This window comes from Neptuniibacter pectenicola (assembly GCF_001597735.1).
Lineage (GTDB): Bacteria > Pseudomonadota > Gammaproteobacteria > Pseudomonadales > Balneatricaceae > Neptuniibacter > Neptuniibacter pectenicola.
The window spans coordinates 86,895-109,590 of record NZ_LUTS01000005.1; the positions used below are offsets into that span (position 1 = coordinate 86,895).

A 22,696-nucleotide genomic window follows, 5' to 3' on the forward strand; every position below is an offset into this window, starting at 1 on the left:
TTTTACTCTTTGTAATATCCATGGTATTCAAACAAGTTTTCCCAATCAGTGGTTAAATTATCTAAGGTGTCTTTAGCGGAGATATCATCGGTCGTGAGGTACTTGTCCCAATGTTGTTGTGAGAGCGCTAACAGCTCGGCATATTCAGGGACAGCCCAATAGTCTCGGGCGAAGGTTAGTGACTCACTAAAGGCTTTGTGCATCGGTGATGTGGTTAGCCGTTTTTTTGAATTAAGGGCGTGAATGCCGCAGCTGAGCCCGCCTAATTCTGACCAGCGCTCTTGGACCTGAGAGCGAAGAAGCCACTTTAGCAGGCGAAAACTATAGGCTTTTTTCTTTGAGTAACTAATGATGGATATGCCTTGTCCGCCTAAGGAGGTTGCTCTGCTGACGGGCCCTGCTGGAGCCGCGAAAAAACCGATATTGTTCGCGAGTTTATTCTTTGCCGGTGAGGTGAGCTCGGCACTGGTCGCGAAGTAAACCATCGACATGGCAACTTTGCCTTCGATCAGGGGTTTATGTGAACTCCGGCCTGAGTCTAGGTAGTAATTTTTCCACTCCGGGTTCTGAAACGCCGCCAGTTGTTTATAAAATGCAAGCGCGGAGGTGGCTGCAGCATTGTTCAAAATGCCACGAATTTGGAAGGTTTGTTTATTGCCTAAATCCGCGCCCCACGCCCAGATAAGTGGCTGAATAGCCATGGTTAGCCCGTCGTAGTGGGCCGTTCTCCAGGCCAGAAGTCCCCAAAAATCCTCTGTAGGTCGATTGAAAAACTCAGCGATATCTTTCAGTTGGCTCCATGTCGCGGGTATATCTAGTGCGTAGCCGTAACGCTGTAAAAACGCGCGTTTCTCTTGGTTGTCTTCAAATAGATCTTTACGGTAGGCAAACCCCATGGCGTCGCACTCTAAAGGGATCGCCCAATAGCGATTGCTTGCTTTAGGGTATTCCGCATAACTGCTCATCGCTGTCTGTATAAAGCGATCATTGACGTGATGCTGTTCTATCCAGCGAGTGAGGTTGCTGTAGTGACCATTTTTAGAGCCATAGCCTAGCCATTGAGAGTCACCAATCACCATGTCGTAGCGTTGGCTTTTGACCTCCATCTCGCTGAAGAAGTGGCGCTGAATATCTTTCCATGGGTGTTGAACAATTTTAACTTGGATCCCTGTTTCGGCGGTAAATTCGTCGACGAGCTGTTGAAAATAGTCTGCGGGCTTCCATTTTGCCCAAAGAATAGTGATAGACGGCACTTGTTCAGGCTCATGATAGGTCAGTATTGTATCTGCGCCTTGGTCAGACTCTAGGTATACAAAAAGCGTGCTGACTGCCAGTAGGATGACGAGTACAGCGATAATCATCGGCGATATCATTTTATTCACGGTACAACTCACCTCTCCCCGTGCCGCTTTTAATAAGTAGGCATTAGCTCACTTCCTTTTTACAAAAACTAACAGTAAAGAAAGTGTAGTCCCTGTTTACGGGTATCACCATCATTGGCGCATTTAATTGAATAGCTGTTCAATATTAACCCTACGCTAATGAGGGACTTTTTGAGCCGGTTTCGTTGAATCACCTCCTTTAGTACAGCACCTAAAGGCGTTATTGAACGATCATAAAAGATATTTTTATTGTTGATTAGTACTGGCTAATATGAAGGAATAATATAATAAGAAGTTGTTGCTGCGATGAACGTTATTACTAAGGTCTGGTGTGTTCTATATAGGTGTTGCCAACGCCTGAAGGTCTGCTTACGGAATGTATTGTTATTACTGGGTATGACGCTTATTGTATCGAGTGGTTTTCTGCATGCGGGGGTCATGGACAAAGCGGCGATGGAGAAAGCATTTCCATCACCTTATGTGGTCGGCGATAAAGATGAGACGTTGCCCGTTTGGCCGCTTTATCAACAAATATCGACCGATACGCCCTTAGTGGGTTATGCGTTTGAATCGATTGATCTTGCCGCCATTCCTGGTTTTGCCGGTATCCCCTTTAATCTGCTGGTGGCGATTGACCCCAATGGTAGTTTTTTAAGTGTTCGCGTCTTATCACACCATGAGCCTGTTTTTTTAGAGGGGCTGGGTGAGAAACCACTAATCGATTTTGCGCAACAATATACCGGCATCTCACTGATGCAAAATATTAAAATTGATGCGAAACCTACGCTTGGAAGTGCTAATAACAGTGCGAATGCTTATATTGATGGTGTGACTAAAGCGACGGCATCGGTGCGTATCTTTAACCAGTCACTACTCTCCTCCTCGTTAAAAGTTGCGCGTGAAAAGTTAGGTTATGCCAAAGGCCGTGACCCTGATCTCATTGCACGTATTAAGCCTGATATGTTTGAACCGATGTCTTGGCAGGAATTAGTCGATGAAGGGCTGATCGTTAAATACCGCTTTAGCAACCAAGAGGTGGAAACGCTCTTTGCGGGCACGATCGGAGAGGGGCAAGACCCTGAAGGCGCGGAGGCGCCTGATGAAACGTTCGTGGAGCTCTATGCCGCAAATTTAACGGTGCCGACGGTCGGGCGCAACCTGCTGTTACCTCAAGCGTGGGAGTATATTAAAAACAATATTGGCAGTAACGACCAGTTGTTGCTGGTGCTGGGCAAGGGCCGCTACTCGTTTGTTGGCGAGGATTTTGTGCGGGGTAAAGTCCCTGAACGGTTGAGCTTGAATCAAGCTGATCTGCCTATAGAGATGCGGGATTTCGACCTGGATGATCGATTAAGCCTGTTTGATCTTGAGTATAAGCTTAAATTACCGGATGACTTGGAAGGATTCGAATGGAAGTTGTTCCATGTGATCGGGCAGGCGGGGCTTGATCCCGCGTACCCCGCAGAGTTTAAGTTGAATGTTACTCGACAAAAAGGGTGGCTATATCCAGAAAGTGCGACCGAAGGCTTAGCGTTTAAGGTACCTATCCCTGAGCACTATGTGGCGGCGGCTGAGACCGATAATAAAACATGGCACAGCTTATGGGCCGGTCGTAAAGTGGATATTGTAATCCTCATCACCGGTTTGTTGGTGTTAACCATTGTGCTGGTTAAGTACCGTATTTTAACGGGCCCTGCACAACGCCTACGCTGGTTCCGACCTTTGTACCTTCTGTTTACATTAGTGTTTATTGGCTGGTATGCCCAAGGGCAGCTCTCCATTGTTAATATTACCGGTGTATTGCAGGCGCTGGTGGCGGGGCGTAGCTTAGCGTTTTTCCTCTATGACCCGATGACCGTGTTGCTGTGGGCCTATATTGGTATCACCTTTTTTGTATGGGGGCGAGGGACCTTCTGTGGTTGGTTATGCCCGTTCGGTGCGCTACAGGAGTTGATTGGTAAGCTGTTGGCGTTTATAAAGCTGCCGCAACTCAAAGTCTCCACTCAGTTAGATGCACGTTTAAAGTGGATAAAATACATTGTCTTAGCGACCATCCTGATTATTGCCATTGTATCGGTTCCACTAACGGGTTCGGTTGTTGAGATTGAACCGTTTAAAACCAGTATCACATTGATGTTTGATCGATCATGGCCGTTTGTGTTGTGGGCGGTAGTGTTACTGCTGTTAAGTTTGTTTGTCTATAAAGGGTACTGCCGCTATATCTGCCCGCTAGGGGCGGGGTTAGCGATCTTTGGTAAGCTAAGAATCTATAATTGGCTGCCGCGAAGAAGCGAATGTGGGCAGCCCTGTCAGCTCTGTAAGAATCGCTGTGAGTATCAGTCGATTGAACAGAGCGGAAAAATTGATTATGACGAGTGTTTTCAATGTTTAGATTGTGTCGTTATCTACGATAGCGATGAGCAGTGCGTTCCTTTGATCGTTGAAAAACGACAGGGGCGTAAGTTGAAAACCCGTAAAAGTGGTGATGACTTAATCGCATCCAGCTAAGCAAATGATCGGGGGCGGTAAAGGCTTATTTTTCCGCCCCTGACTATCCCCTCTGCCACTTTTCCGTTATGACCACCCTAAACCGATAACACTTTCCCTTTTATACCCCCGTTTAGGGGGTTATTTTTAGTGTGTACGCTCCTTTTATTTAGGTGTGTTCGTTCGTGTGGGCGGCCTGTTTGAGATAGGCGCTAAGGGTATAGGCTAATTTCCTATTGGGTTTCGCTTTAATTCGAGGCAATCTGGTTGGGTAGCTAATCGAACAGCTACCTAAAACTGGCTAACCACCGCCCATCTTACAAGGGCGCTATTAGGAACGTTGAATGAGCTGTGTACGGTTTAACGAATACCCAACGCAAGATGGCAAGAGGCTTGCGGAGATCTGCTTAAATGCTGAGGGCTCTTTGCATGCGCTCTCACTGGAGATGATTGACCTTATTCAACCAAAACTTGAACAGTGGCGGCATGATGAGCGGATAGTTGCGGTTATATTAGATAGTGTTGGCAGCAAAGCGTTTTGTGCGGGCGGGGATGTGGTGAGTCTTTGTAAGGCGATTAAGGCCGATCCCTGCAGCCCATTACCCGACGCTTTTTTTACCCGCGAGTACCGGTTGGATTACACCATCCATACCTATAATAAGCCCATTATCTGTTGGGGGAGCGGTATCGTGATGGGGGGCGGTATGGGGTTAATGAATGGGTGTAGTCATCGCATCGTGACAGAAACCTCCCACCTTGCCATGCCTGAAGTCACCATAGGGCTATACCCAGATGTGGGCGGAAGCTGGTTTCTAAACCATATGCCCGGCCGAACGGGGCTGTTTTTAGGTTTAACCGGCAACCCTATCAACGCCGCGGATGCGTTATTTTTGGGGTTGGCGGATCGTTTTATTACGTCAGATCAGCGTGACCTAATGCTCGAACGGTTGTTAGGTGAATCGTGGGTCGATGCGACTGCGGCGGTTAATCGTGTGTTACGTGATTTGGAGGCGGCGTCCCGGTCGCAGTTGACGCCAGAGGGGCCGGTACAACGTCATTATGATTTTATCCAGAGGATAACGGATCATGATGATGTGGATGGGTTTGTTGAGGCCTTAGTGGCCGTAAAGAGTGATGATAAGTGGATTCAGCGAGGGGTTAATGCGATTAAACATGGTAGCCCGCTATCCATTAAATTGATTCAGAAGCAGCTCGCAGTGACTCAGCATATGTCATTGAAAGAGGTGTTTTGTGCCGAGCTTATTCTGTCGGTTCAGTGCTGTCGCCGAACCGATTTTCCGGAGGGTGTACGTGCGCTATTAGTGGATAAAGATGGCGCCCCGCAATGGGCGTTTAGCTGCTTAGCGGATGTGGATCCGGCGGAGGTGGAGGCCTGCTTTGTTTCGCCGTGGTCACAACATCCGTTAGCCGATCTATAGCGGCGCGACCACCGCCCTATGGGTCCAATGTTTAAGAGATGAATCGGGGTTAATTAATAATGCGTAGCCTGCTTGGCGCTTAACGCGGAATAACAATAAGTGAATGGAGAGATGACCAATGGCACCTTTGATTAAAAAAGGGATTAAGGCGCTGGTTGATGAAGCGAATCAGGTGGTGCGAGAGATTACGGTTGCAGAGGCGATCACCCTGTATGGAAAAGAGGGTGTTCAGTTTATCGACCTGCGTGATATTCGTGAGCTGCAACGGGACGGTGTGATTCCGGGTGCCTACCATTGCCCGCGGGGTATGTTGGAGTTTTGGGTTGATCCTGACAGTCCTTACGCTAAAAAAATATTTCAGCAGGACCTTACCTTCGTGCTGTTTTGTGGCGGTGGATTACGCTCTGCTTTAGCTGGCCGGGCCGTGGTCGAGATGGGGCTGCCGGATGTGCTTCATATCCGTGGTGGGTTCGCAGGATGGCGAAAAGGCGAAGGCGTTATCGCGGAATACATAGAAAAAGCGCACGCCTAACTCACCCTATTGTTAGGTTTGTTTACTTAAAACCTATTTAATTCGATATTAAGTAGGTTTTTTTATGCTTCTTTTGGGTCAGCTCCAACTATCAATTTATTTCTAATAGGAATGTAGGGATAATTGTGTACCTTTTTTCTACTTAAGTTCAAATCGGGAACTAAAGATGCACGTTTTGCTATTGAGCCTTATCGGTCTCGCTTTCGTCTTGATCATTATTGAAGACCTGATCCACTTAAACAAAGCTAAATCGACCCTGTTTATTGGTACGCTGGTCTGGATACTCGCCTTTGTGTTCCCTGAGCATAGTGTTGAGCATATTCAGGAGGGATTAAATGAAAACCTCTTGGACATCGCGACACTGTGGTTATTTTTAATGGCCGCGATGACGTTTGTTGCGTATTTGAACCAGCAGGGTTTAATTACTCAGCTGGTGTACCGTTTACTGCCCAGTAAACTAACGCTGCGAAAGTTAATGATCTTAATGGCGCTAATGGGACTCGTGTTCTCCTCGTTAGCAGATAACATTACAGCATCGTTGATTATGCTTTCCCTGCTAACCTCGCTTAAGTTAGACAAGAAACAAACACTTAAATTTGCCACATTAATCGTATTTGCGGTGAACTCCGGCGGCGTCTCCTTGATAACGGGGGATGTGACCACCTTGATGATCTTCCTTGAAGGGAAAGTGGATATTACGGATCTATTCCTATTGATCGGCCCAGCATTTGCGGGGGTTGTTTCTTTGGCCCTATTACTGATGTGGGGGACCAATGAAGAGGTGACACTGCCGAAATTTAAACGCCCTATCGCCACAGCAGATAAGTTAATCGCCTTTCTCTTCCTTTTGACGATTGGTAGCACCCTCTTTATGAGCGTTGCGTTTTCGGTACCGCCCGTGTTGACCTTCCTGTTTGGCTTGTCGGTGATGTTTATAACGCACCGTATCTTCCATCGCAGCGAGAAATCACCCAATATTTTAGAATCAGTAAGGGAGATCGAGTTTGATACCTTACTGTTCTTCCTCGGTGTATTGCTGTTGGTCGGTATGCTTAAAGAGCTGTCTGTCTTAGAGTTCTTGTTACAGCTTTACGATGTAATGCCAACCTATATGGCCAATTTTGTGGTGGGTATTTTGTCAGCGTTGGTTGATAACGTGCCATTAACCGCGGCTATATTGAAGTCAGGTATTAGTATGAGCACCGCTGAATGGCTGGGGTTAACGTATGCCGTGGGTGTAGGTGGATCTATCTTGATTATTGGCTCTGCTGCCGGTGTGATCGCTTTGAGTAAGCTTGAAGAGGTCTCTTTTATTAGTTACTTGCGTTTTATTCATTGGTTGCTGGTTGCGTACACGGTGGGCTACGTGTCGGTGATGGCCATTGCGAGCTTGTAAGTTGATTTGAGGGTTAGTGAAAGGCTTGGTTTAAATTACCAAGCCTTTTTTGTTTGTGGGCGTGTTTATCGAACGCTTTACCCTATTACCTTAGCGTACGATGGCAACCGACTTGATCTGCGCCCATAAGGACTGCCCGGGTTTCAACTGAAGGTAATCGACTGACCGGCAAGTTAAGCGAGCGATCAGGTACTCCTCGCCGGTTTTTAAACGGACGAATGACATCGCTTCATCACTATCCCCTGTAATCGCATCTACTTTGACCGCTAAGGTGTTTAGTATGCTGGATTGGGTGCTTGGCGTTAGGGTTAAGCTGATGTCCCGTGCAAGTACGCGTACTCTGACCGACTGATGGAGTGCATCGCCTCGGTCCCGTACCCACAGCTCACCATCGGAAAATGCGATACGGGCTAAATGCCATTTAGGGTCACGCTCAACGACCTGACCTTGGAGGACTACCCCAGTATCATCGCCGTAATCCAACGGAAGGTCGATGTGTGAAAAGACCTCGGTCAGCCCCCCTTGTGTGGCGACCTTACCTTGCTTTAGCACCACAACGTGGTCGGCTAAACGGGTAACCTCATCCATTGAGTGACTCACGTAAATAATCGGGATATCCAGTGTGGCGCCTAAGCGTTCTAAGTAGGGAATAATCTCTTGTTTTCGCCGCTTATCCAATGAGGCGAGTGGTTCATCCATCAACAGTAACCGAGGGTTAATGAGCAAGGCTCGGGCGATCGCTACCCGTTGTCGTTCGCCGCCTGAGAGTTGTTGAGGGGAGCGGTGCAAAATATCGTTGATGCCCATAATCTCAATAGCGTGATCATATAATTGAGCCGATATTTTTTTACCTGCACGCTTGCGAGCGTAGGCAAGATTGCCTCCAGCCGTTAGGTGGGGGAATAGGCTCGACTCCTGAAAGACGTAACCTACCGGACGCCGGTGGGTAGGCATAAACAGGGAGGCGTTCTGCCAAACCTCGCCATTGACGATTAAGTTGCCCTGATCCGGTGTTTCTAAACCGGCGATACAACGAAGCAGTGTGGTTTTACCTGAACCCGATGGGCCAAAAATTACGCTTACTCCGCTACCCGGGAGGGTTAGGTCCACATCCAGCGTAAACTGATCCGTATGGCGCTTAGGGTTTGAACTTTGGTGCTTTAATTGAAACGAGGCACGTATAGGGTTGTCGCTTAGGTTCGGTTTCATTGTTTAGTGCCTCACCTAGTTTAAAAGCGCTATTTTTTGTTTACGTTGTAACCAATACAAGGCTAACAGCACGGAGAATGAGAACAGGAGCATGGCACCAGATAAGGCATGGGCCTGCATAAATTCAAGCGCTTCCACATGGTCATAAATCTGCACGGATATCACGCGGGTTTCGCCGGGGATATTACCCCCAATCATCAAGATAATGCCGAACTCACCTACCGTATGGGCGAAGCCAAGGATTGAGGCGGTGATAAAGCCCGGTTTTGCTAAGGGTAAAACCACACTAAAGAAACGATCTAGAGGCCCCGCTCGAAGTGTTGCGGCAACCTCTAGAGGACGCTCGCCAATCGCCTCCATCGCATTTTGGATCGGTTGTACAACAAAGGGCATGGAATAAAAGATAGAGGCGACGACAAGCCCCCAAAAGGTAAACGGGAGTGTCCCTAAACCTAGGCTTTGGGTGAATTGTCCGAAAAAACCATGGGGTCCCATTGCGATTAAAAGATAAAAGCCAAGAACCGTGGGTGGCAGTATGAGTGGGAGTGCAACGATGGCAGCGACTGGCGCTTTCCAAACGGATTGGGTGCGGGCTAACCACCACGCAATAGGGGTGCCTATGAGTAAAAGTAATAGGGTCACGGTCGTCGCAAGACGCAAGGTTAGCCAAATGGCGGTTAAATCGGCCTCGGAAAAACTCATCGTGCTAGGCTCACTGGGTTCGCGCTAAAGGTTTATAACCATAGGACTGCATAATGGCTTCAGCCTGCTCTGTTTTCATGAATCTTAACAGGGCTTGGGCGGCGGGACTATCTTCCCCCGATCGTAATAACACCGCATCCTGTTTAATCGGTGTATACAAGGCCTCAGGGATGATCCAGCTGGAGCCTGCTTTTAATCTACCCTCTTTCATTATTTGGGAGAGAGCAACAAAGCCTAAATCTGCATTGCCTGTGCTCACAAACTGATAGGTTTGCGCAATATTCTCGCCATGTACCCATCTAGATTTTGTTCGATCGATCAAGGCTAAATGTTCGAGTACATCGATGGCCGCGACACCGTAAGGCGCTAATTTGGGGTTAGCGATCGCCAGTTTATTAAACTGAAGAGCTAATAAGCGATCAGGATTGGCTTTGATAAACCCTTCTTGCGCTGACCACAGAGCGAGCTGACCCACGGCGTAAGTGAAACGGCTGCCGGGTACGATAAGTTCCTCACGCTCTAGCTGAGCGGGTTTCTGCTGATCGGCGGAAAAGAAGAGATGGAAGGGGGCGCCATGTTTTATTTGGGCATAAAACTTACCGGAAGCACCAAAGGATAAACGGACCTTATGGCCTGACGCGTGCTCGAATAAAGAGGCTATCTCTTTCATCGGGGCGGTGAAGTTGGATGCGACAGCGACATTAATATCGTCTGCGTGAGCGGTGTGGAGCAACAAGCTCAACACGAGCAGGCAGCTAACCGAGATTGACCCCATCGAGTGGCTCCGTAGTGTACGCTATCGCTGATAGACGAATCGAATGATGGATTGTTGTGTGGGTTACATGGTAGCCGATATTCTAGGTTATCAAAAGTCGTGCGGGCTGCACGCGGGCTCTACTTTGGGGGTATGGCTGCGCGGACGCTAAGAGGCGGCCGAGCCGTTCGGCCGCCTTGTGGGGCAGTATTCTTGTATTTAACGGGGGCTAGGCGTTATACAGGGCGACTAAGTCGGACATAGATAGGGTGCCTACGATATTTTGTTCGGGGTCCATTAGGTCGTACAGGGTACCGCCGGAGGTGTTATCAAAAATACTGAATAGGATAAGGGTGCCGCCGTCACCTCCGCACTCCGCATGGGGGGCGTCGGAGGCTGGTGCCACTGTATAGCTTCCGGTGGCGCGTATTTCTGACAGCGAACCGTCCGCATTAAAGATATGATGCTCCCCCTTAAGCACTAATAGTTTATTCAGTGAATTATGACGATGGAGAATGATGGGTTTGTTTGCTTCGAACTTAAATAGAATTTCGGCGCGTTGTTGTTCATCATCAATATAGAGTATCGAATAACGAAAATGCTCTAAATCACCAAACTGTTTCCATTCAACGACATCTTCGATGCTTTGTAGGCTCATGACTTATCCTCTTATTATTTTTAGCCGCGACTAAAGCTTTTGCGCGGTCACTGATAAAGTGAGTGGATAAGTTAGCTCGGATCTTGTGGCGGTGTAACAGCCAAATTGACTACTAGGGTCGGGCATATAGCCCGATACATGAATCCCGTTTGTTTTTTAGAATGAATTTTAACAATTAATGAAGTGCGTACTACTATGAGACCGATCAAGCTCAATACATTGCTGATGTTACTCGTTATCTTCTCCGGTTCAGTGGCGATGAGTGTGTCGGCGGTTGTCGCGTTGTATCAGTCGAACCAAGAGGCTCAAGATCAGGCGGCGCAAATTGCTAACTCGGTTAAACAGCAGCTGGAGTGGCAACTGTTAAAAGCGCATAACCTGATGCAGGACCCAGCAGAGTTCCCCGATTTTTTCCTTTGGCAAAACAGTAATAGCAGTATTTCAGGTTTCTGTGTGCAGTATGAAAGCGTAGAGGGGCAGCTTGAACGTAGTTTGTGTAAAGGGGATGTTTCAGAGGAAATTTGGCCTGTATGGTTTAAAACCCTTTATATTTACCAGTTTGGGGCAGAGCAGGGTAGCCAGCTTGATGTGGTGTTTAACGAGGAGGTGAAAGGCAGGGTTAGTGCGACACCCAGTTTTTTAGTGCTGTTGCATCGGGCGTGGCGAGATCTGAGTAATCTCATGGAGATGTCCGTTATTACGGTTATGACCTTGTGTATATTGCTGTATATCACCTTGGGGTGGGTGTTAAAGCCGGTGCGGTTGACGACTGCTGCATTAGGTAAAATCCAAGAGGGTGATCTCCAGGTTAGGTTGCCGGACTTTAGGGTGAAAGAGTGGCAGGACACAGCACAGCGTATCAATTCGATGGCTGCTACCTTGCAAGCAACCTTTGATGAACGTAAGCAGTTATCCATGAAGCTACTGCACTTGCAAGAGGAGGAACGGCGGCACCTCTGTCGTGAGCTACATGATGAGCTAGGCCAGTCGTTAACCGGGTTACGTGCCATTGCGTACTACATGGAGGGCGAGGTAAAGGAGCAGTGTCCCGAGCTGTCACCTAAGGTTAATCAAATTACGGCAATTGCCCAACAGATGATGGGGTTAGTGAAAAACTTACTCTTTAGGTTGAGACCCGCCGACTTAGATGAACTGGGCTTGGTGGAAAATCTAGGCTCCATGATTGATGAGTGGAACGGGAAGCATCAAGGGGTGGATTGCCATTTACTGACCGAGGGGCGGTGTGATCAGGTCCCTGCCGCTGTCGCGGTTAATCTATTGAGAATCGTCCAGGAAAGCCTGACAAATGTGGTGAAGCATGCGTCAGCCTCGCGGGTTGAGGTGTTGCTCTGCTGTCCTGATTCAGAGAGGGAGCAGCTGTTATTACAGATCGAGGATAATGGGAACTTAACCCGTGCCGAAACCTTATTAAAACCGGGCAATGGGTTGTTAGGTGTTAAGGAGCGGGTTAACGCGTTGAATGGTGAGGTTAACTTAGCGCGCTCTTCGCTTGGTGGCTTGAAAGTCGAAGCGATTATACCGGTGTCGGAATATGAGGCAGATGATGGGACTCATTAATATTTTATTGGTTGATGATCATGCAATTGTGCGCGAAGGCTATCGCTCGCTGTTAAATAAACAACCGAGTTTTACGATTGTTGCTGAAGCCGAAAGCGGGGAAGAGGCTTATGTTCTGTTTCGGAAACATCAGCCCGACCTTGTTATTCTTGACCTGTCACTGCCGGGTAAGGGGGGGCTGGCAACTCTGATCCAGATTCGTCAGTTGGACCCTAAAGCCAAAGTATTGGTGTTTAGTATGCATCAGAACCCGTCTATGGCGAAAAAAGTAATTGAGGCGGGAGCTAAGGGGTATGTGACTAAAAGCAGCGCCCCAGCAGAGCTGATTCAAGCGGTTATGGACGTTGTGAAAGGCGGTTTAGCGATTAGCGAAGATATCGCTAGAGCGATTGCCTTGGATAGCTTGCATGGAAAATCGGCCATTGTGAATAAGTTATCCACACGTGAGTATGAGATATTGCGCATGCTGGTGGAGGGAAAAAGCAAAGCGGATATTGCCGAAACACTCTCCATTAGCATTAAGACCGTCTCCAACGCCTATTACATTATTAAAAGTAAGCTGGAGGTAAAAACCGACCTTGAACTTATGCATGCTGCATTACAGGCAAGGGTCGTTTCCGTGTCGGATTACCTATAAGGTTCGACGGCTTTTATACCTTTAATACACCGGATGCGAGGGCGATATGAGTCAGCTCTACCGTTGTGTTGGCATTGAGTTTATTTTTAATCCGCGTGCTGTAATTTGCAATTGTCTTGTAGCCTAGACACATGTTTGCCGAAATCTCATGCCCATTTAAGCCTTTGGCTAGTAAGCAGAACACATCAAACTCTTTCGGCGATAACAACTCTACCGGCGTACTTGGGTTTGTATTTTCTTTTTCGTTTCGGACACTAAGGTCAACGGTTGGTTGTGCTTTATCTAAGAAGATGTTGCCTGCGCTGACAGAAAGAATCGCTTCGGCTAAACAGTTAGCGGCACTGTTCTTATTGATAAAGCCCCGTGCACCTGCTTGCAGGGCGCGTTCAGTATAGACCGCACTATCATGAATACTGTAAACCAGAATCATCGCGTCAGAGGAGGTTTTAACAATTTTCCTAATGGCTTCAAGGCCGCCAATTCCAGGCATCGATATATCCATCACAACAATGTCAGGTTGTAATTTCCGGTAGAGCTGAATCGCTTCCTCTCCACTGTTAGCGGTATCGATCCGGTCAAACTGCTCATAGGATGAGAGCAGCATTTTGAATCCGGCTTGAACAACTTCATGGTCGTCGACAAGAAGTATATTAAGTTTATTGCTCATGACTTCACTCCTGAAAGTGGAAGAAACACATCGATTAACATGCCTGCCCCAAGATTAGAGATAATGTTGAGTTTCCCTCCTTGGCTTTCAGCTCTTTCCTTTATGCCCAATAGACCGAAGCCTTTTGATTTATCATCTTGCAAAATACCGGAGCCATTATCTTTGATGAGCAGTGACACCTCATTCGCATCCGTGAGTGTTAAGTGGATACTGACGTGGCTAGCGTTAGCGTGTTTTGCAATATTGGTTAGGCACTCTTGGGTGATGCGATATATGTGTATGGCTGCTTGATGGTCAATCTGATCAGGCTCGCCGTCGAATTTAAGTTCAACCTGTGTGCAGAGATGGGTTTGCTCCCACTCTTGCACTAAATTCTTTAGGGTATCTTTCAGCCCCAGCTCGGCTAAGCAAAGCGGGTGCAGGGTTAGCATGCGTGATCGCACGATGTTGGATAGGTGGTCACAGATGCTGATAATTGTCTCACATGCGACAGTTGCGCCACTTTGTCGCTGTTTTGTTGCTACAGATATGGCTTTTATTGCGGTTAGCGACTGTCCCATCTCGTCATGTAACTCGTGAGCCATGGACTTTCTTTCATTTTCTTGGATGTTAAGGCTGTGATTGGTGAGCTTTTTATTGGTTTGTTTTGATTGCTCAAGCGCTCGCGTTAATTCGTTAATCTCTTGTGAAATGAGATCAAACTCTTGGATGTGATGCTTAGCCAATGGTGAACCATACTCCCCTGAAGAGATCGCTTTTAAGCGATTAAGTATGTCAATAACGGCGTTTAACATTGAGTTAAATAGGGTGTTAATGGTCATAAATAGGACGGTGAGAATGGCAATAATAGACCAAAATAGGGTTAAAAATTCACTCCATGCTTCATTGATTTCGTCATTAGGATCGGTCGCAATAAGGATACTTTTACGGCTATTTTTAGGAAAGTGAATACGGTGCTCAAGTACAGGGAAGTCGCGGCTTACAGCGTAAACAAACCAATGAGGCGGTGTGCTTTCTTCCTCTTCGATATGCGCGGCTGTCGCGGTCATCTCTGGAGCGTCATTATCATAAATGACTATCTTCACGTGACGGGTTTCTTTAAGGGAAGCGAGGTGGGTCAACCAAGACGCTTCGCTTTCCGGTGAGATCAATATGTTTTCACGCTTTAGCTGAAAATCCAGCATCGATTTGACGAGCTGAAAAGAGGAGCTGACTTCATCCTCGACTGAACTTTTAGCTTTCCATATCGCGATGGCGCCCCCTGCGATTAACACAATAAGGACAATACTCAACACGCGAATATTGATTTGGTTACGTAAACTCATACTTAGACCTCAAAAAGCATCATATCTCTCTGATTGTTTATTAAGCAGTTTGTATGCCAGATAGTAGATCCTTATCTCGGCTACGAGGTGTGGCGCTGGCGGCTAGGTTTTGCTGGTTATTCGCGTAGGGAGGCAATAAACGTGTATGCAGATATTTCAGTTTGAATACTTGAGGAATCGTGTGGGGTGAACTAAGTTTTATTGTGCAAATGCACAATTCGCATCGGTCGAATGAGATGCAGAAAAGCTCTTCACCTTCACTTAATGGATTAAATCGGTGGCGAAAAAAAATGTAAATAAGTTGAGTAATAGTGTAACCCACGATATTGATCAGTTGGCCTCAAGTATTGAACAAGAATACTTAAAGTCTAAAGCGTGGAAGTTACCCGGTGTTTTTTCTCTGATCTCGTTTCAGCTCTCTATTCTCGCAACTCTTTTTTCAGTCATCATACTTCTCGGTTATTGGATGGAGGTTGAGTTTTTATATCGTCCGCTTGCACTGGAACCTGCGACCCACCCGGTTACCGCCGTTATCGCACTCTTTCTGAGTGTCTCTATCCTGTTACCTAACCAGCCTTCTCTTCTGGGGTGTTTGAAGACAGCCTTGGTTTCTGTCAGTGCGATTACGGTGCTTGTTGCTATCATTGACTATGTTTTCAGCACAGAGTTTTTGCCACCTAATATTATTTTTGAACGGGAGCAGGGGCATGTTCACGCTTCAGCCTTAGGTAACTATCTAAGTATCAATACCGCCATTATGTTTTTAATACTCAGTTGTGCGTCGTTGGCCGGAATCTACGATCGAAAAAGTCTGCAACAGATCATCGCTTATGTGGCCATATCTATTCCATGTATCTCATTTATTGGTTATGCCTACGGGTTAGCCTCTTTTTATAGCCATATGTCGCTATACACGGCTGTTATCGGTTTCCTGTTAGGCTGGTCATTACTTGCACAGACCTCAGATTATGGCGGGTTTAAAGCGATTCTTAGTCCCTATTTAGGTGGGCGTATCGCGCGTTTCCAGTCCATCAGTGGGATGGTACTGCCTTTTTCCGTCGGGCTGTTTTTCGTTTCGCTATCGAATGAACTCAACTCTTCATATATCGGTATGTTTGTTATATTTGTGACCTGGTTTTTGGTTTTAATGATCAGTATCTCGGCCTATGTTCAGGAGAAGATCGATGCCGCACGGCGTGAGGTGACAGAGAAGCTGATCCAAGCGGCCAATACCGATCCATTGACCGGTTTATATAACCGCCGTCAGTTTTTCTATCTAGGTAAAAAGGAACTAAGGCGGGCCCATCGGACGGGTAATGCTGTTGCGGTATTGATGATCGATATTGATAACTTTAAAACCATTAACGACACGGCGGGCCATGATGTCGGTGATCAGGTGTTGGTCACTGTTTCAAATACGTTGACGCTGGTGTTACGTGAGTTTGATCTGGTCTGTCGGTTTGGTGGTGAGGAGTTTTGTGTGCTCATTACGGACACCACTAAAGAGGGGGTTGAGGAGGTGTGTAATAAAATCACCTCAACAATAAGGTCTTTGAGTATTAATAATTGGACGGATCAGCACAGCCCCGTTACCGTATCGGTAGGTGCTTGTCTCATTGAAAAGATGATAGATTTAGAATCTGCATTGAAAGTGGCTGATGCGGCTATGTATCAGGCGAAAAGCTTAGGTAAAAATCAAACCTATTATTCAGTGGCGTTTTCGGGCGCTCAGGGTAGTCTGCAATAAGTGAGTGTATGGATAGTTTTTACCAAGCATTAGATGGTTTTAGTAATACCGCTGAGATTGTTGATGACCACCATTATAAACCCGTACCGGATGATTGGTTGATCTCAGTTGTTGATGTGCGTGGATCGACAGAAGCGATTAAAGCGGGGCGTTACCGCGATATTAACTTTATGGGGGCGGCAGCGATCACCTCCCATTTGAACCTTATTAGCCGTGATCTTCCGTTTATGTTTGGCGGTGATGGGGCGGTGCTGCTGATCAAAGAGAGCATGTCTGACGCGGCGACAAAGGTGCTGCAATCGTTAAGCTGCCATGCAAAAGAGGTGTTTGATTTAGAGCTCCACACTGGTCTGGTGCCTGTGCGTACTATTCGCGCGATGGGACGTGATGTGAAAATGGCTAAATACTTATCGGGTGAGAGCCCGCCTCAAGCGATGTTCAAAGGCGGTGGGGTCAGCTTGGCTGAGTCATTAGTAAAAGCCTCCGATCACTATCGAGTCGCGGCAACGTGTGTGTTCTCGAAGGAGGATGTTTTTGCGGGGTTATCCTGTCGTTGGAAGCCGGTCCCCTCTTCAACAGGGGTCACCTTATCGGTTTTAGTTCAGCCGTTGGCCTTGGATGATGAGAAAACGGTTAAGCAGGTAATTACTGAGTTTGAGCGCATTTTGGGGCAGCCCTTATCGAATTTGAATCCTATCAATATGCAACAGGCGCGCTATGAGCCGTTTTTTAAAAACCTTAAGCGCCAACTGAGCATTTCGGATGTTGGGGTTAGTAAGGTGTTTTTAATGGCGCTGTTTGAGGTGGTGATCACGGTGCCTTTGTTTAGGTTTGGATGTTATAAATATTTTTCACGCCTAAAAAACTACATGGAAACTATCCCCACCCATTGTGACTTCCACAAATATGATGACACGTTAAGAATGGTGATTAACTGTTCCGATCAGGAGCATAAAGCGCTGGCCAACTATCTTGAGCAGCACCATGAGCAGGGACAGTTAGTGTTTGGTATCAGTGCCTCGGATGCTGCGCAAATGACCTGTCATGTTGAGAGCTTAGCGGATGGTGAGCACTTACACTTTATTGATGGCTCAGATGGTGGGTATGCGATGGCGGCTCAGGGATTAAAAAAACAGCTGTTAGCGGTCGATCAGGCTTAGAGCTGTTTCTTCAACATATCGAGTTTCTCTTTTAGCGTTTCTGTTTTGCCAACACGATTTATTTGGGCAGGACGCTTCTCATCTACGACACGGATACCATTTAATACCGCGGTAAGCTCGGAGGCGCGTTTGAGCAGGTCCTTTCTAACCTGTTGGTCAATATAGCCAAGCTCATTTACGGCCTGTGTGGCTTGATACATAAGCTCTGGTAGTATGCCGATAATGTTTTTCTCATTGGGTCTTGTCGCTAAATGGGTTTGCAGTGTGTCTCTAGCGGCTAACCACTCTTCAAGCTCGTTGATTTCAGCGGATGATAAAACGGCGGCAACGTGGGGCGCGACCTGATTTACATCAATATCAAACTCGGCGATATGCAGTTCTTGTCCCGCATTCTCACGGATACACTTTACTTTGCTGTCTGTGGTAACAAATTTCATAACGGCCCTGTTATTCGGTAGTTGATGTGCTGGCTTTAAGTTGCATAACCAGCTGCATAATCTCTGGGTTCTTTTCAAACCGCTCTTCTTCTTTGGCTTGACGACGGTACTCTTCTGAAACGTCGATTGCCCTTAACAGGTATTCATACGCGATGTGGTCGGCTTGTAGATCAGAAAATGCACAGGCTAATTGGAAGAACGCGTGGCCATTATCCGCTTCTATTTCTAACGCTTTGTTACAGAGGGCGATGGCCCACTGTGGATTATCCAGTTCCAGTGCAGCATCGGCTTTATAGGTAAGGGCTTCTGCGCTATCAGGCCGTAATTCTAGAATCTGGTCGTATAGCTTTATTTTTTGTTCCCATGACGATTCTTGTCCGGCCTTAAGCCAGAACGCCTGCACTTCGTTGGTGGTTTCGATCTCTTGTTGGTTCTTCTTGATCACTGCCGATTTAGAGATCAAGCCCCTTTCAAGCTCATTGAGGCGTGACTCATAATCGATGATTAATTGGCTGATTTTAGTTTCAGCATGGCCCTGAATATTGCTTCGTATATCCCGTAGGGAGGTCCAGCCAACCAGAAGTAGAGCTGAGCTGGTCGCGGCGATTAGATAAAAGAAATAGGTTACTGTATCGGTTGCATACGTGGCTGCAATCTCTGCAACGTGGAGCTGCCTATCTGTTATCTCTTTGGTGTATTCAACGCGGAGGTTTTGCTGCTCAATCCGGAGTTGTTTGAGCTCATCAATAATGTAACGTTCAATAAACGGGTTATACAGGGGCTTATCAAGCGCACTGACCTTCTCTTCGGCGCTTGTGTCAGAGGCCGTTTCCGCTTGCACAGTGGTTACGCTTAACAGTATGAATGATATAAAAAGTAGCGCTGCATTTCTTAACACGATGGTATAAACCCTGATTGTTGAACGTCGTATGCCTCCCTGTAGCATTTTCTATCCGTTGTAGAAAATGTATTGGGTTTTGCATGTGTAAATTGAGTTGTATGGATGCAGCTTAGACCTGCTTCTTCGAGTGCGCCATTGGCGCACGTGTACATAGTACTACGATTGATCAGCGCTTTAGCGTTTAAACCGCTATTTTACGAATCACATCGCCATGATTTTCTTCTTCAATCAGTGCAAGGTGGAGCGCTTTGATTCCTTTTTCGTAATCGCTTTGCTCAACAATACATTGCATCTCAACCTGACGTACCGATTGGTGAAGCGCAAGAATGTTAATGTCAGCATTAGAAAGGGCTGAAATGGTTTTTGCTAAAATCCCTTTCACTTTAATATCAGAGCCGACGGCAGAGATAATCGCGATGTTGTGCATGCTAACTTCGGCGGACGGATATTGTTTTTCGATTAAATGCATGACGCGGTTAATCTTTTTACGGGTACTGACGGCATAGAAGGTGATGCTATTGGCATCCGCTTCTTTGTTCACAATTGATATTTTTAACTCTTTCATCAACCGTGAGATGAAGATGTCGTGATCCGGACTGCCTAGCATCTCTTGGTCAAATATTTCGATGCCGACTGCGTCTTTACGCCCTGTAATAATCTCGACACAGGGGCGTGGATTACAGTAGTTGTTATCAATAACGGTGCCTAAATGTTCCGGTTCAAACGTGTTTTTAATCCGGATTGGAATGCCTGATTTGCGAATCTCACGTGCTGCTCGCGGGTGGATCGCTTCCATCCCTAAGTTTGACAGTTGATCAGCAACGTCAAAATTGGTCATGCCAATAGTGACCACATTATCTTCGCCTACTAATTTGGGGTCGGCACTGCTTAAGTGAAACTCTTTATGGATCACCGCTTCTCTTGCGTTGGTTAGGGCGGCGATCTTGGCAAAGGTCATCTCACTGTAGCCGCGATCAAATGTACGCATGAGCTGTTCTTCACAGTGGGTATAGCCGGTGACAATTAACAGTTCTTTGCTGGGATCTAACGGTTTAAAGTGCTGCTCGATCATCTGATCAACCGGGAGCGACTGCTCTTGTTTCCAGCCGGTTAGATCGACAAAGCGGGCCGGAAGTCCATTTTGGTGGAGCAGCTTGACCGTATTGTAAGCACTGTGCGCTTCGCCGATAGAGGCAAGCATCTCGCGTATAGTCGAAAGGTGCTCTTCTAACTGAAAGTGACCATAGGAACATAAGTTGTGTAGGTTCTGCATACAGCGTTCAGTATCGGCAATGCGCCCAGAAATAAAGGTGTTAGCGCTGCTGAGGTCTTGTCCGGTAAACATACGCTCATTGATCGCGAGCAGCTTGGCTTTTACTTTTTCCAGCTGGTCGACCCATGCGTCTTCTTTTTCGGCTTCAGCAAAGCAGCTATATACGCCAGCATCGCCTGTTTTTTTGTGCTCGAGCAACAGGTCGGTGACACCGCTATAAGCAGAGACAACAAAGATGCGGTTAAATAGGCTGCCATTTTTTTTGCGTAACAAAATATTATTTAATACTTCTGTAAAGCGGCTCATTGATGTGCCGCCAATTTTCTCAACTGTATGTGTCATTATGTTTCCCCTAAGGTGTTTGTCCTTCTCTCTCTTGCTAGCGGGTCTGATCAATGACTGTGGGCAAATATATGAGATGTGGGGTTTGCCCATAGCAAGGCCAAAGGTTGCATTGCGCTATGGCCCTGGCCCTATTGCAGTCCCGTTGGTGCTTGGTGGAAATCTGTGCTTTTTAAGTGTCAAAACGGTTGGCGTTCCCGGGTGCTTTTCTCTTCAAAAGGGGATCATCTTTTGAAGAGAATGCACTGATAAACCACGTCGCTATGCAAAGCGTTAGCGTTTCGATGGGCGCTATTGCCTTGTTATCTGAGGTCTGTGATCCGGTTTTACCTTGCTAGCTTATTTGTCGTCTAGTGGGTAAACGCCGTTCTCATCGTGGACTTCCTGTCCTGTTAGTGGCGGATTAAATACACATGCGAGTTTAAGTTCTGTATGTGCGCGCAGCATGTGCTCATCATTTTTGTCTAGCACGTAAATAGTGCCGGGCTTAATTGAGTGGATCGCTGCGTCTTCTAGTGTTTCCACTTCACCTTCGCCGCTGATGCAATAGACTGATTCCAGATGGTTTTGATACCAAATGTGAGTCTCTGTACCCGCGTAGATGGTGGTGATATGGAAGGAAAATCCCATATTGTCTTCTTTAAGCAATAAGCGCGTGCTTTCCCAGTGTTTGTCTGGAGACACAACGCGTCGTGAGCTTTGTTCTGCTTCTTTCAGTGTTCTAACGATCATTCCTGGTCTCCTAAATTAGCTGGCTTCGTGATAAACGTCATCAAAGTAGCAGTTGTCTTCTGGCATTTCGGATTCAATAGCACATACAGCTTTGACTGCATTCTCGACAATATCTATACCTCGTTTGAGGTTTTCGTCAGAGATGGTCAATGGGCAAAGGAACTTAATAACCTGGTCATCCGCACCGCTGGTTTCAATCATGACGCCTTGCTGGAAGGCGATACGTGTGATTTTGCTAGCGAGTTCGCCGTTGACGCAGTTGATCCCTTGGAACATGCCGCGACCACGGGTGCTGAAGTTACCTTCACCATATTCGGCCACAATGCTGTTTAGGCGCTGTGAAATATAGCTGCCTTTACGCTTAACGCTGTCGGCAAATGTGTTGTCTGACCAGTAATGATCGATGGCTGCTTTAGCGGTGACAAATGCAAAGTTATTACCACGGAATGTACCGTTGTGCTCGCCCGGCTTCCACAGGTCAATTTCAGGACGAATCAACACGACAGCAAAAGGTAAACCGTAGCCGCTAAGTGATTTGGATAAGGTCACAATGTCAGGTTTAATGCCTGCTTCTTCAAAGCTGAAATAGCTACCTGTACGTCCGCACCCAGCTTGAATGTCATCAATAATTAGGAGTATCTCGTGTTTTTTACACACCGCGGATAGATTGCGTAGCCAATCGAGGCTGGCTGCGTTGATGCCGCCTTCGCCTTGAACGGTTTCTACAATAACGGCGGCCGGTGTATCAATACCGCTGCTTGAGTCAGTTAATAGTTTTTCTAGGTAAGCGGTTGTGTCAATGTTGTCACCAAGGTAACCATCATAAGGGACACGGCTGACACCATTTAGGCTGACACCTGCAGCACCACGGTGATGGGAGTTACCTGTCGCAGCAAGTGCGCCTAAGCTCACACCATGGAAACCATTGGTAAAGGCAATAATGTTTTCTCTACCGGTAATGTTTCGGGCTAGCTTTAATGCGGCTTCTACCGCATTGGTGCCTGTCGGCCCTGTGAACTGGACAACGTAATCTAAATCCCTAGGTTTTAGGATTTTTTCGTTAAAGGTTTCTAGAAACTCACCTTTAGCTTTTGTGTGTAGGTCTAAGCCGTGTGTAATGCCGTCGCTTGCAATGTATTCAAGAAGCTTTTCTTTAAATACATCGTTGTTATGTCCGTAATTCAACGTACCTGCACCGGCTAAAAAATCTAGATACTCAGTGCCGTCTTCGGAATAGAGGTACTCGCCTTTAGCGCGGTTGAAAACACGCGGAAATGAGCGTGCATACGATTGAACTTCTGATTCGATCTCATCGAAAATTTTCATACTATAAATCCC

20 protein-coding genes are annotated in these 22,696 nt (G+C 46.9%); 8 read left to right on the plus strand and 12 right to left on the minus strand.

Annotation, left to right across the window (positions count from 1 at the left end; translation table 11 throughout):
- Window positions 1-2: 2 nt before the first annotated feature.
- On the minus strand, window positions 3-1,373 hold the full coding sequence (locus tag A3773_RS08225) for an ABC transporter substrate-binding protein (RefSeq protein ID WP_231902177.1): 1,371 nt from the start codon (window positions 1,371-1,373) through the stop codon (window positions 3-5).
- Between the two features lie 405 nt (window positions 1,374-1,778).
- Here A3773_RS08225 and A3773_RS08230 point away from each other — a divergent pair, with 405 nt between their 5' ends.
- The 4 genes from A3773_RS08230 (at window position 1,779) to nhaD (ending at window position 7,236) form a co-directional block, all read left to right on the plus strand.
- Complete coding sequence (locus A3773_RS08230) at window positions 1,779-3,890, plus strand: 4Fe-4S binding protein (protein ID WP_067984908.1); 2,112 nt, start codon at window positions 1,779-1,781, stop codon at window positions 3,888-3,890.
- Between the two features lie 323 nt (window positions 3,891-4,213).
- Window positions 4,214-5,308: an enoyl-CoA hydratase/isomerase family protein gene (locus A3773_RS08235; RefSeq protein WP_067984910.1), complete on the plus strand. Its 1,095-nt coding sequence runs from the start codon at window positions 4,214-4,216 to the stop codon at window positions 5,306-5,308.
- A gap of 118 nt (window positions 5,309-5,426) precedes the next feature.
- Entirely contained in the window at window positions 5,427-5,840 is a 414-nt protein-coding gene (locus tag A3773_RS08240; RefSeq protein WP_067984911.1) for a rhodanese-like domain-containing protein, read from the plus strand.
- Between the two features lie 166 nt (window positions 5,841-6,006).
- On the plus strand, window positions 6,007-7,236 hold the full coding sequence (gene nhaD, locus A3773_RS08245) for a sodium:proton antiporter NhaD (protein ID WP_067984913.1): 1,230 nt from the start codon (window positions 6,007-6,009) through the stop codon (window positions 7,234-7,236).
- Between the two features lie 90 nt (window positions 7,237-7,326).
- Here nhaD and modC read toward each other — a convergent pair whose 3' ends face one another.
- From modC to A3773_RS08265, 4 genes are all read right to left on the minus strand, one after another.
- Entirely contained in the window at window positions 7,327-8,445 is a 1,119-nt protein-coding gene (gene modC / locus A3773_RS08250; protein WP_075109514.1) for a molybdenum ABC transporter ATP-binding protein, read from the minus strand.
- Window positions 8,446-8,460: 15 nt separating this feature from the next.
- A complete protein-coding gene (gene modB, locus A3773_RS08255; RefSeq protein WP_067984915.1) occupies window positions 8,461-9,147 on the minus strand; it encodes a molybdate ABC transporter permease subunit in 687 nt (228 codons plus the stop codon).
- A gap of 10 nt (window positions 9,148-9,157) precedes the next feature.
- Window positions 9,158-9,922 (minus strand): molybdate ABC transporter substrate-binding protein, encoded by a 765-nt coding sequence (gene modA / locus A3773_RS08260; RefSeq protein ID WP_067984917.1) that lies wholly within the window; start codon window positions 9,920-9,922, stop codon window positions 9,158-9,160.
- Window positions 9,923-10,130: 208 nt separating this feature from the next.
- Window positions 10,131-10,559 carry a hypothetical protein gene (locus tag A3773_RS08265; protein WP_067984919.1) on the minus strand — a complete coding sequence of 143 codons (429 nt, stop codon included), beginning with the start codon at window positions 10,557-10,559 and terminating at the stop codon, window positions 10,131-10,133.
- 195 nt (window positions 10,560-10,754) lie between these two features.
- Here A3773_RS08265 and A3773_RS08270 point away from each other — a divergent pair, with 195 nt between their 5' ends.
- Both A3773_RS08270 and A3773_RS08275 read left to right on the plus strand, forming a co-directional pair.
- The gene (locus A3773_RS08270; RefSeq protein ID WP_067984920.1) at window positions 10,755-12,137 is read left to right on the plus strand and encodes a histidine kinase; all 1,383 of its coding nucleotides are present in this window, start codon (window positions 10,755-10,757) and stop codon (window positions 12,135-12,137) included.
- Window positions 12,121-12,774: a response regulator gene (locus tag A3773_RS08275; RefSeq protein ID WP_067984922.1), complete on the plus strand. Its 654-nt coding sequence runs from the start codon at window positions 12,121-12,123 to the stop codon at window positions 12,772-12,774. The genes A3773_RS08270 and A3773_RS08275 overlap by 17 nt, the downstream gene beginning before the upstream one ends.
- Before the next feature lie 13 nt (window positions 12,775-12,787).
- Here A3773_RS08275 and A3773_RS08280 read toward each other — a convergent pair whose 3' ends face one another.
- Both A3773_RS08280 and A3773_RS08285 read right to left on the minus strand, forming a co-directional pair.
- Complete coding sequence (locus A3773_RS08280) at window positions 12,788-13,441, minus strand: response regulator (RefSeq protein ID WP_067984924.1); 654 nt, start codon at window positions 13,439-13,441, stop codon at window positions 12,788-12,790.
- Entirely contained in the window at window positions 13,438-14,766 is a 1,329-nt protein-coding gene (locus A3773_RS08285) for a sensor histidine kinase (RefSeq protein WP_067984926.1), read from the minus strand. Before A3773_RS08285 ends, A3773_RS08280 begins: the two co-directional genes overlap by 4 nt.
- A 277-nt stretch (window positions 14,767-15,043) precedes the next feature.
- Here A3773_RS08285 and A3773_RS08290 point away from each other — a divergent pair, with 277 nt between their 5' ends.
- Window positions 15,044-16,513: a GGDEF domain-containing protein gene (locus A3773_RS08290; protein ID WP_067984928.1), complete on the plus strand. Its 1,470-nt coding sequence runs from the start codon at window positions 15,044-15,046 to the stop codon at window positions 16,511-16,513.
- An 8-nt stretch (window positions 16,514-16,521) separates the two neighbouring features.
- Complete coding sequence (locus A3773_RS08295) at window positions 16,522-17,673, plus strand: DUF3095 family protein (protein ID WP_067984930.1); 1,152 nt, start codon at window positions 16,522-16,524, stop codon at window positions 17,671-17,673.
- Here A3773_RS08295 and A3773_RS08300 read toward each other — a convergent pair.
- From A3773_RS08300 to ectB, 5 genes are all read right to left on the minus strand, one after another.
- A complete protein-coding gene (locus A3773_RS08300) occupies window positions 17,670-18,110 on the minus strand; it encodes a hypothetical protein (RefSeq protein ID WP_067984933.1) in 441 nt (146 codons plus the stop codon). The genes A3773_RS08295 and A3773_RS08300 overlap by 4 nt on opposite strands.
- A 10-nt stretch (window positions 18,111-18,120) precedes the next feature.
- Window positions 18,121-18,951 carry a hypothetical protein gene (locus A3773_RS08305; protein WP_156473477.1) on the minus strand — a complete coding sequence of 277 codons (831 nt, stop codon included), beginning with the start codon at window positions 18,949-18,951 and terminating at the stop codon, window positions 18,121-18,123.
- A gap of 241 nt (window positions 18,952-19,192) precedes the next feature.
- Complete coding sequence (locus A3773_RS08310; protein WP_067984938.1) at window positions 19,193-20,626, minus strand: aspartate kinase; 1,434 nt, start codon at window positions 20,624-20,626, stop codon at window positions 19,193-19,195.
- Between the two features lie 339 nt (window positions 20,627-20,965).
- Window positions 20,966-21,358, minus strand: a complete 393-nt coding sequence (locus tag A3773_RS08315; RefSeq protein WP_067984940.1) for an ectoine synthase — start codon at window positions 21,356-21,358, stop codon at window positions 20,966-20,968.
- Window positions 21,359-21,373: 15 nt separating this feature from the next.
- On the minus strand, window positions 21,374-22,684 hold the full coding sequence (ectB, locus tag A3773_RS08320; protein ID WP_067984942.1) for a diaminobutyrate--2-oxoglutarate transaminase: 1,311 nt from the start codon (window positions 22,682-22,684) through the stop codon (window positions 21,374-21,376).
- Window positions 22,685-22,696: the final 12 nt, after the last annotated feature.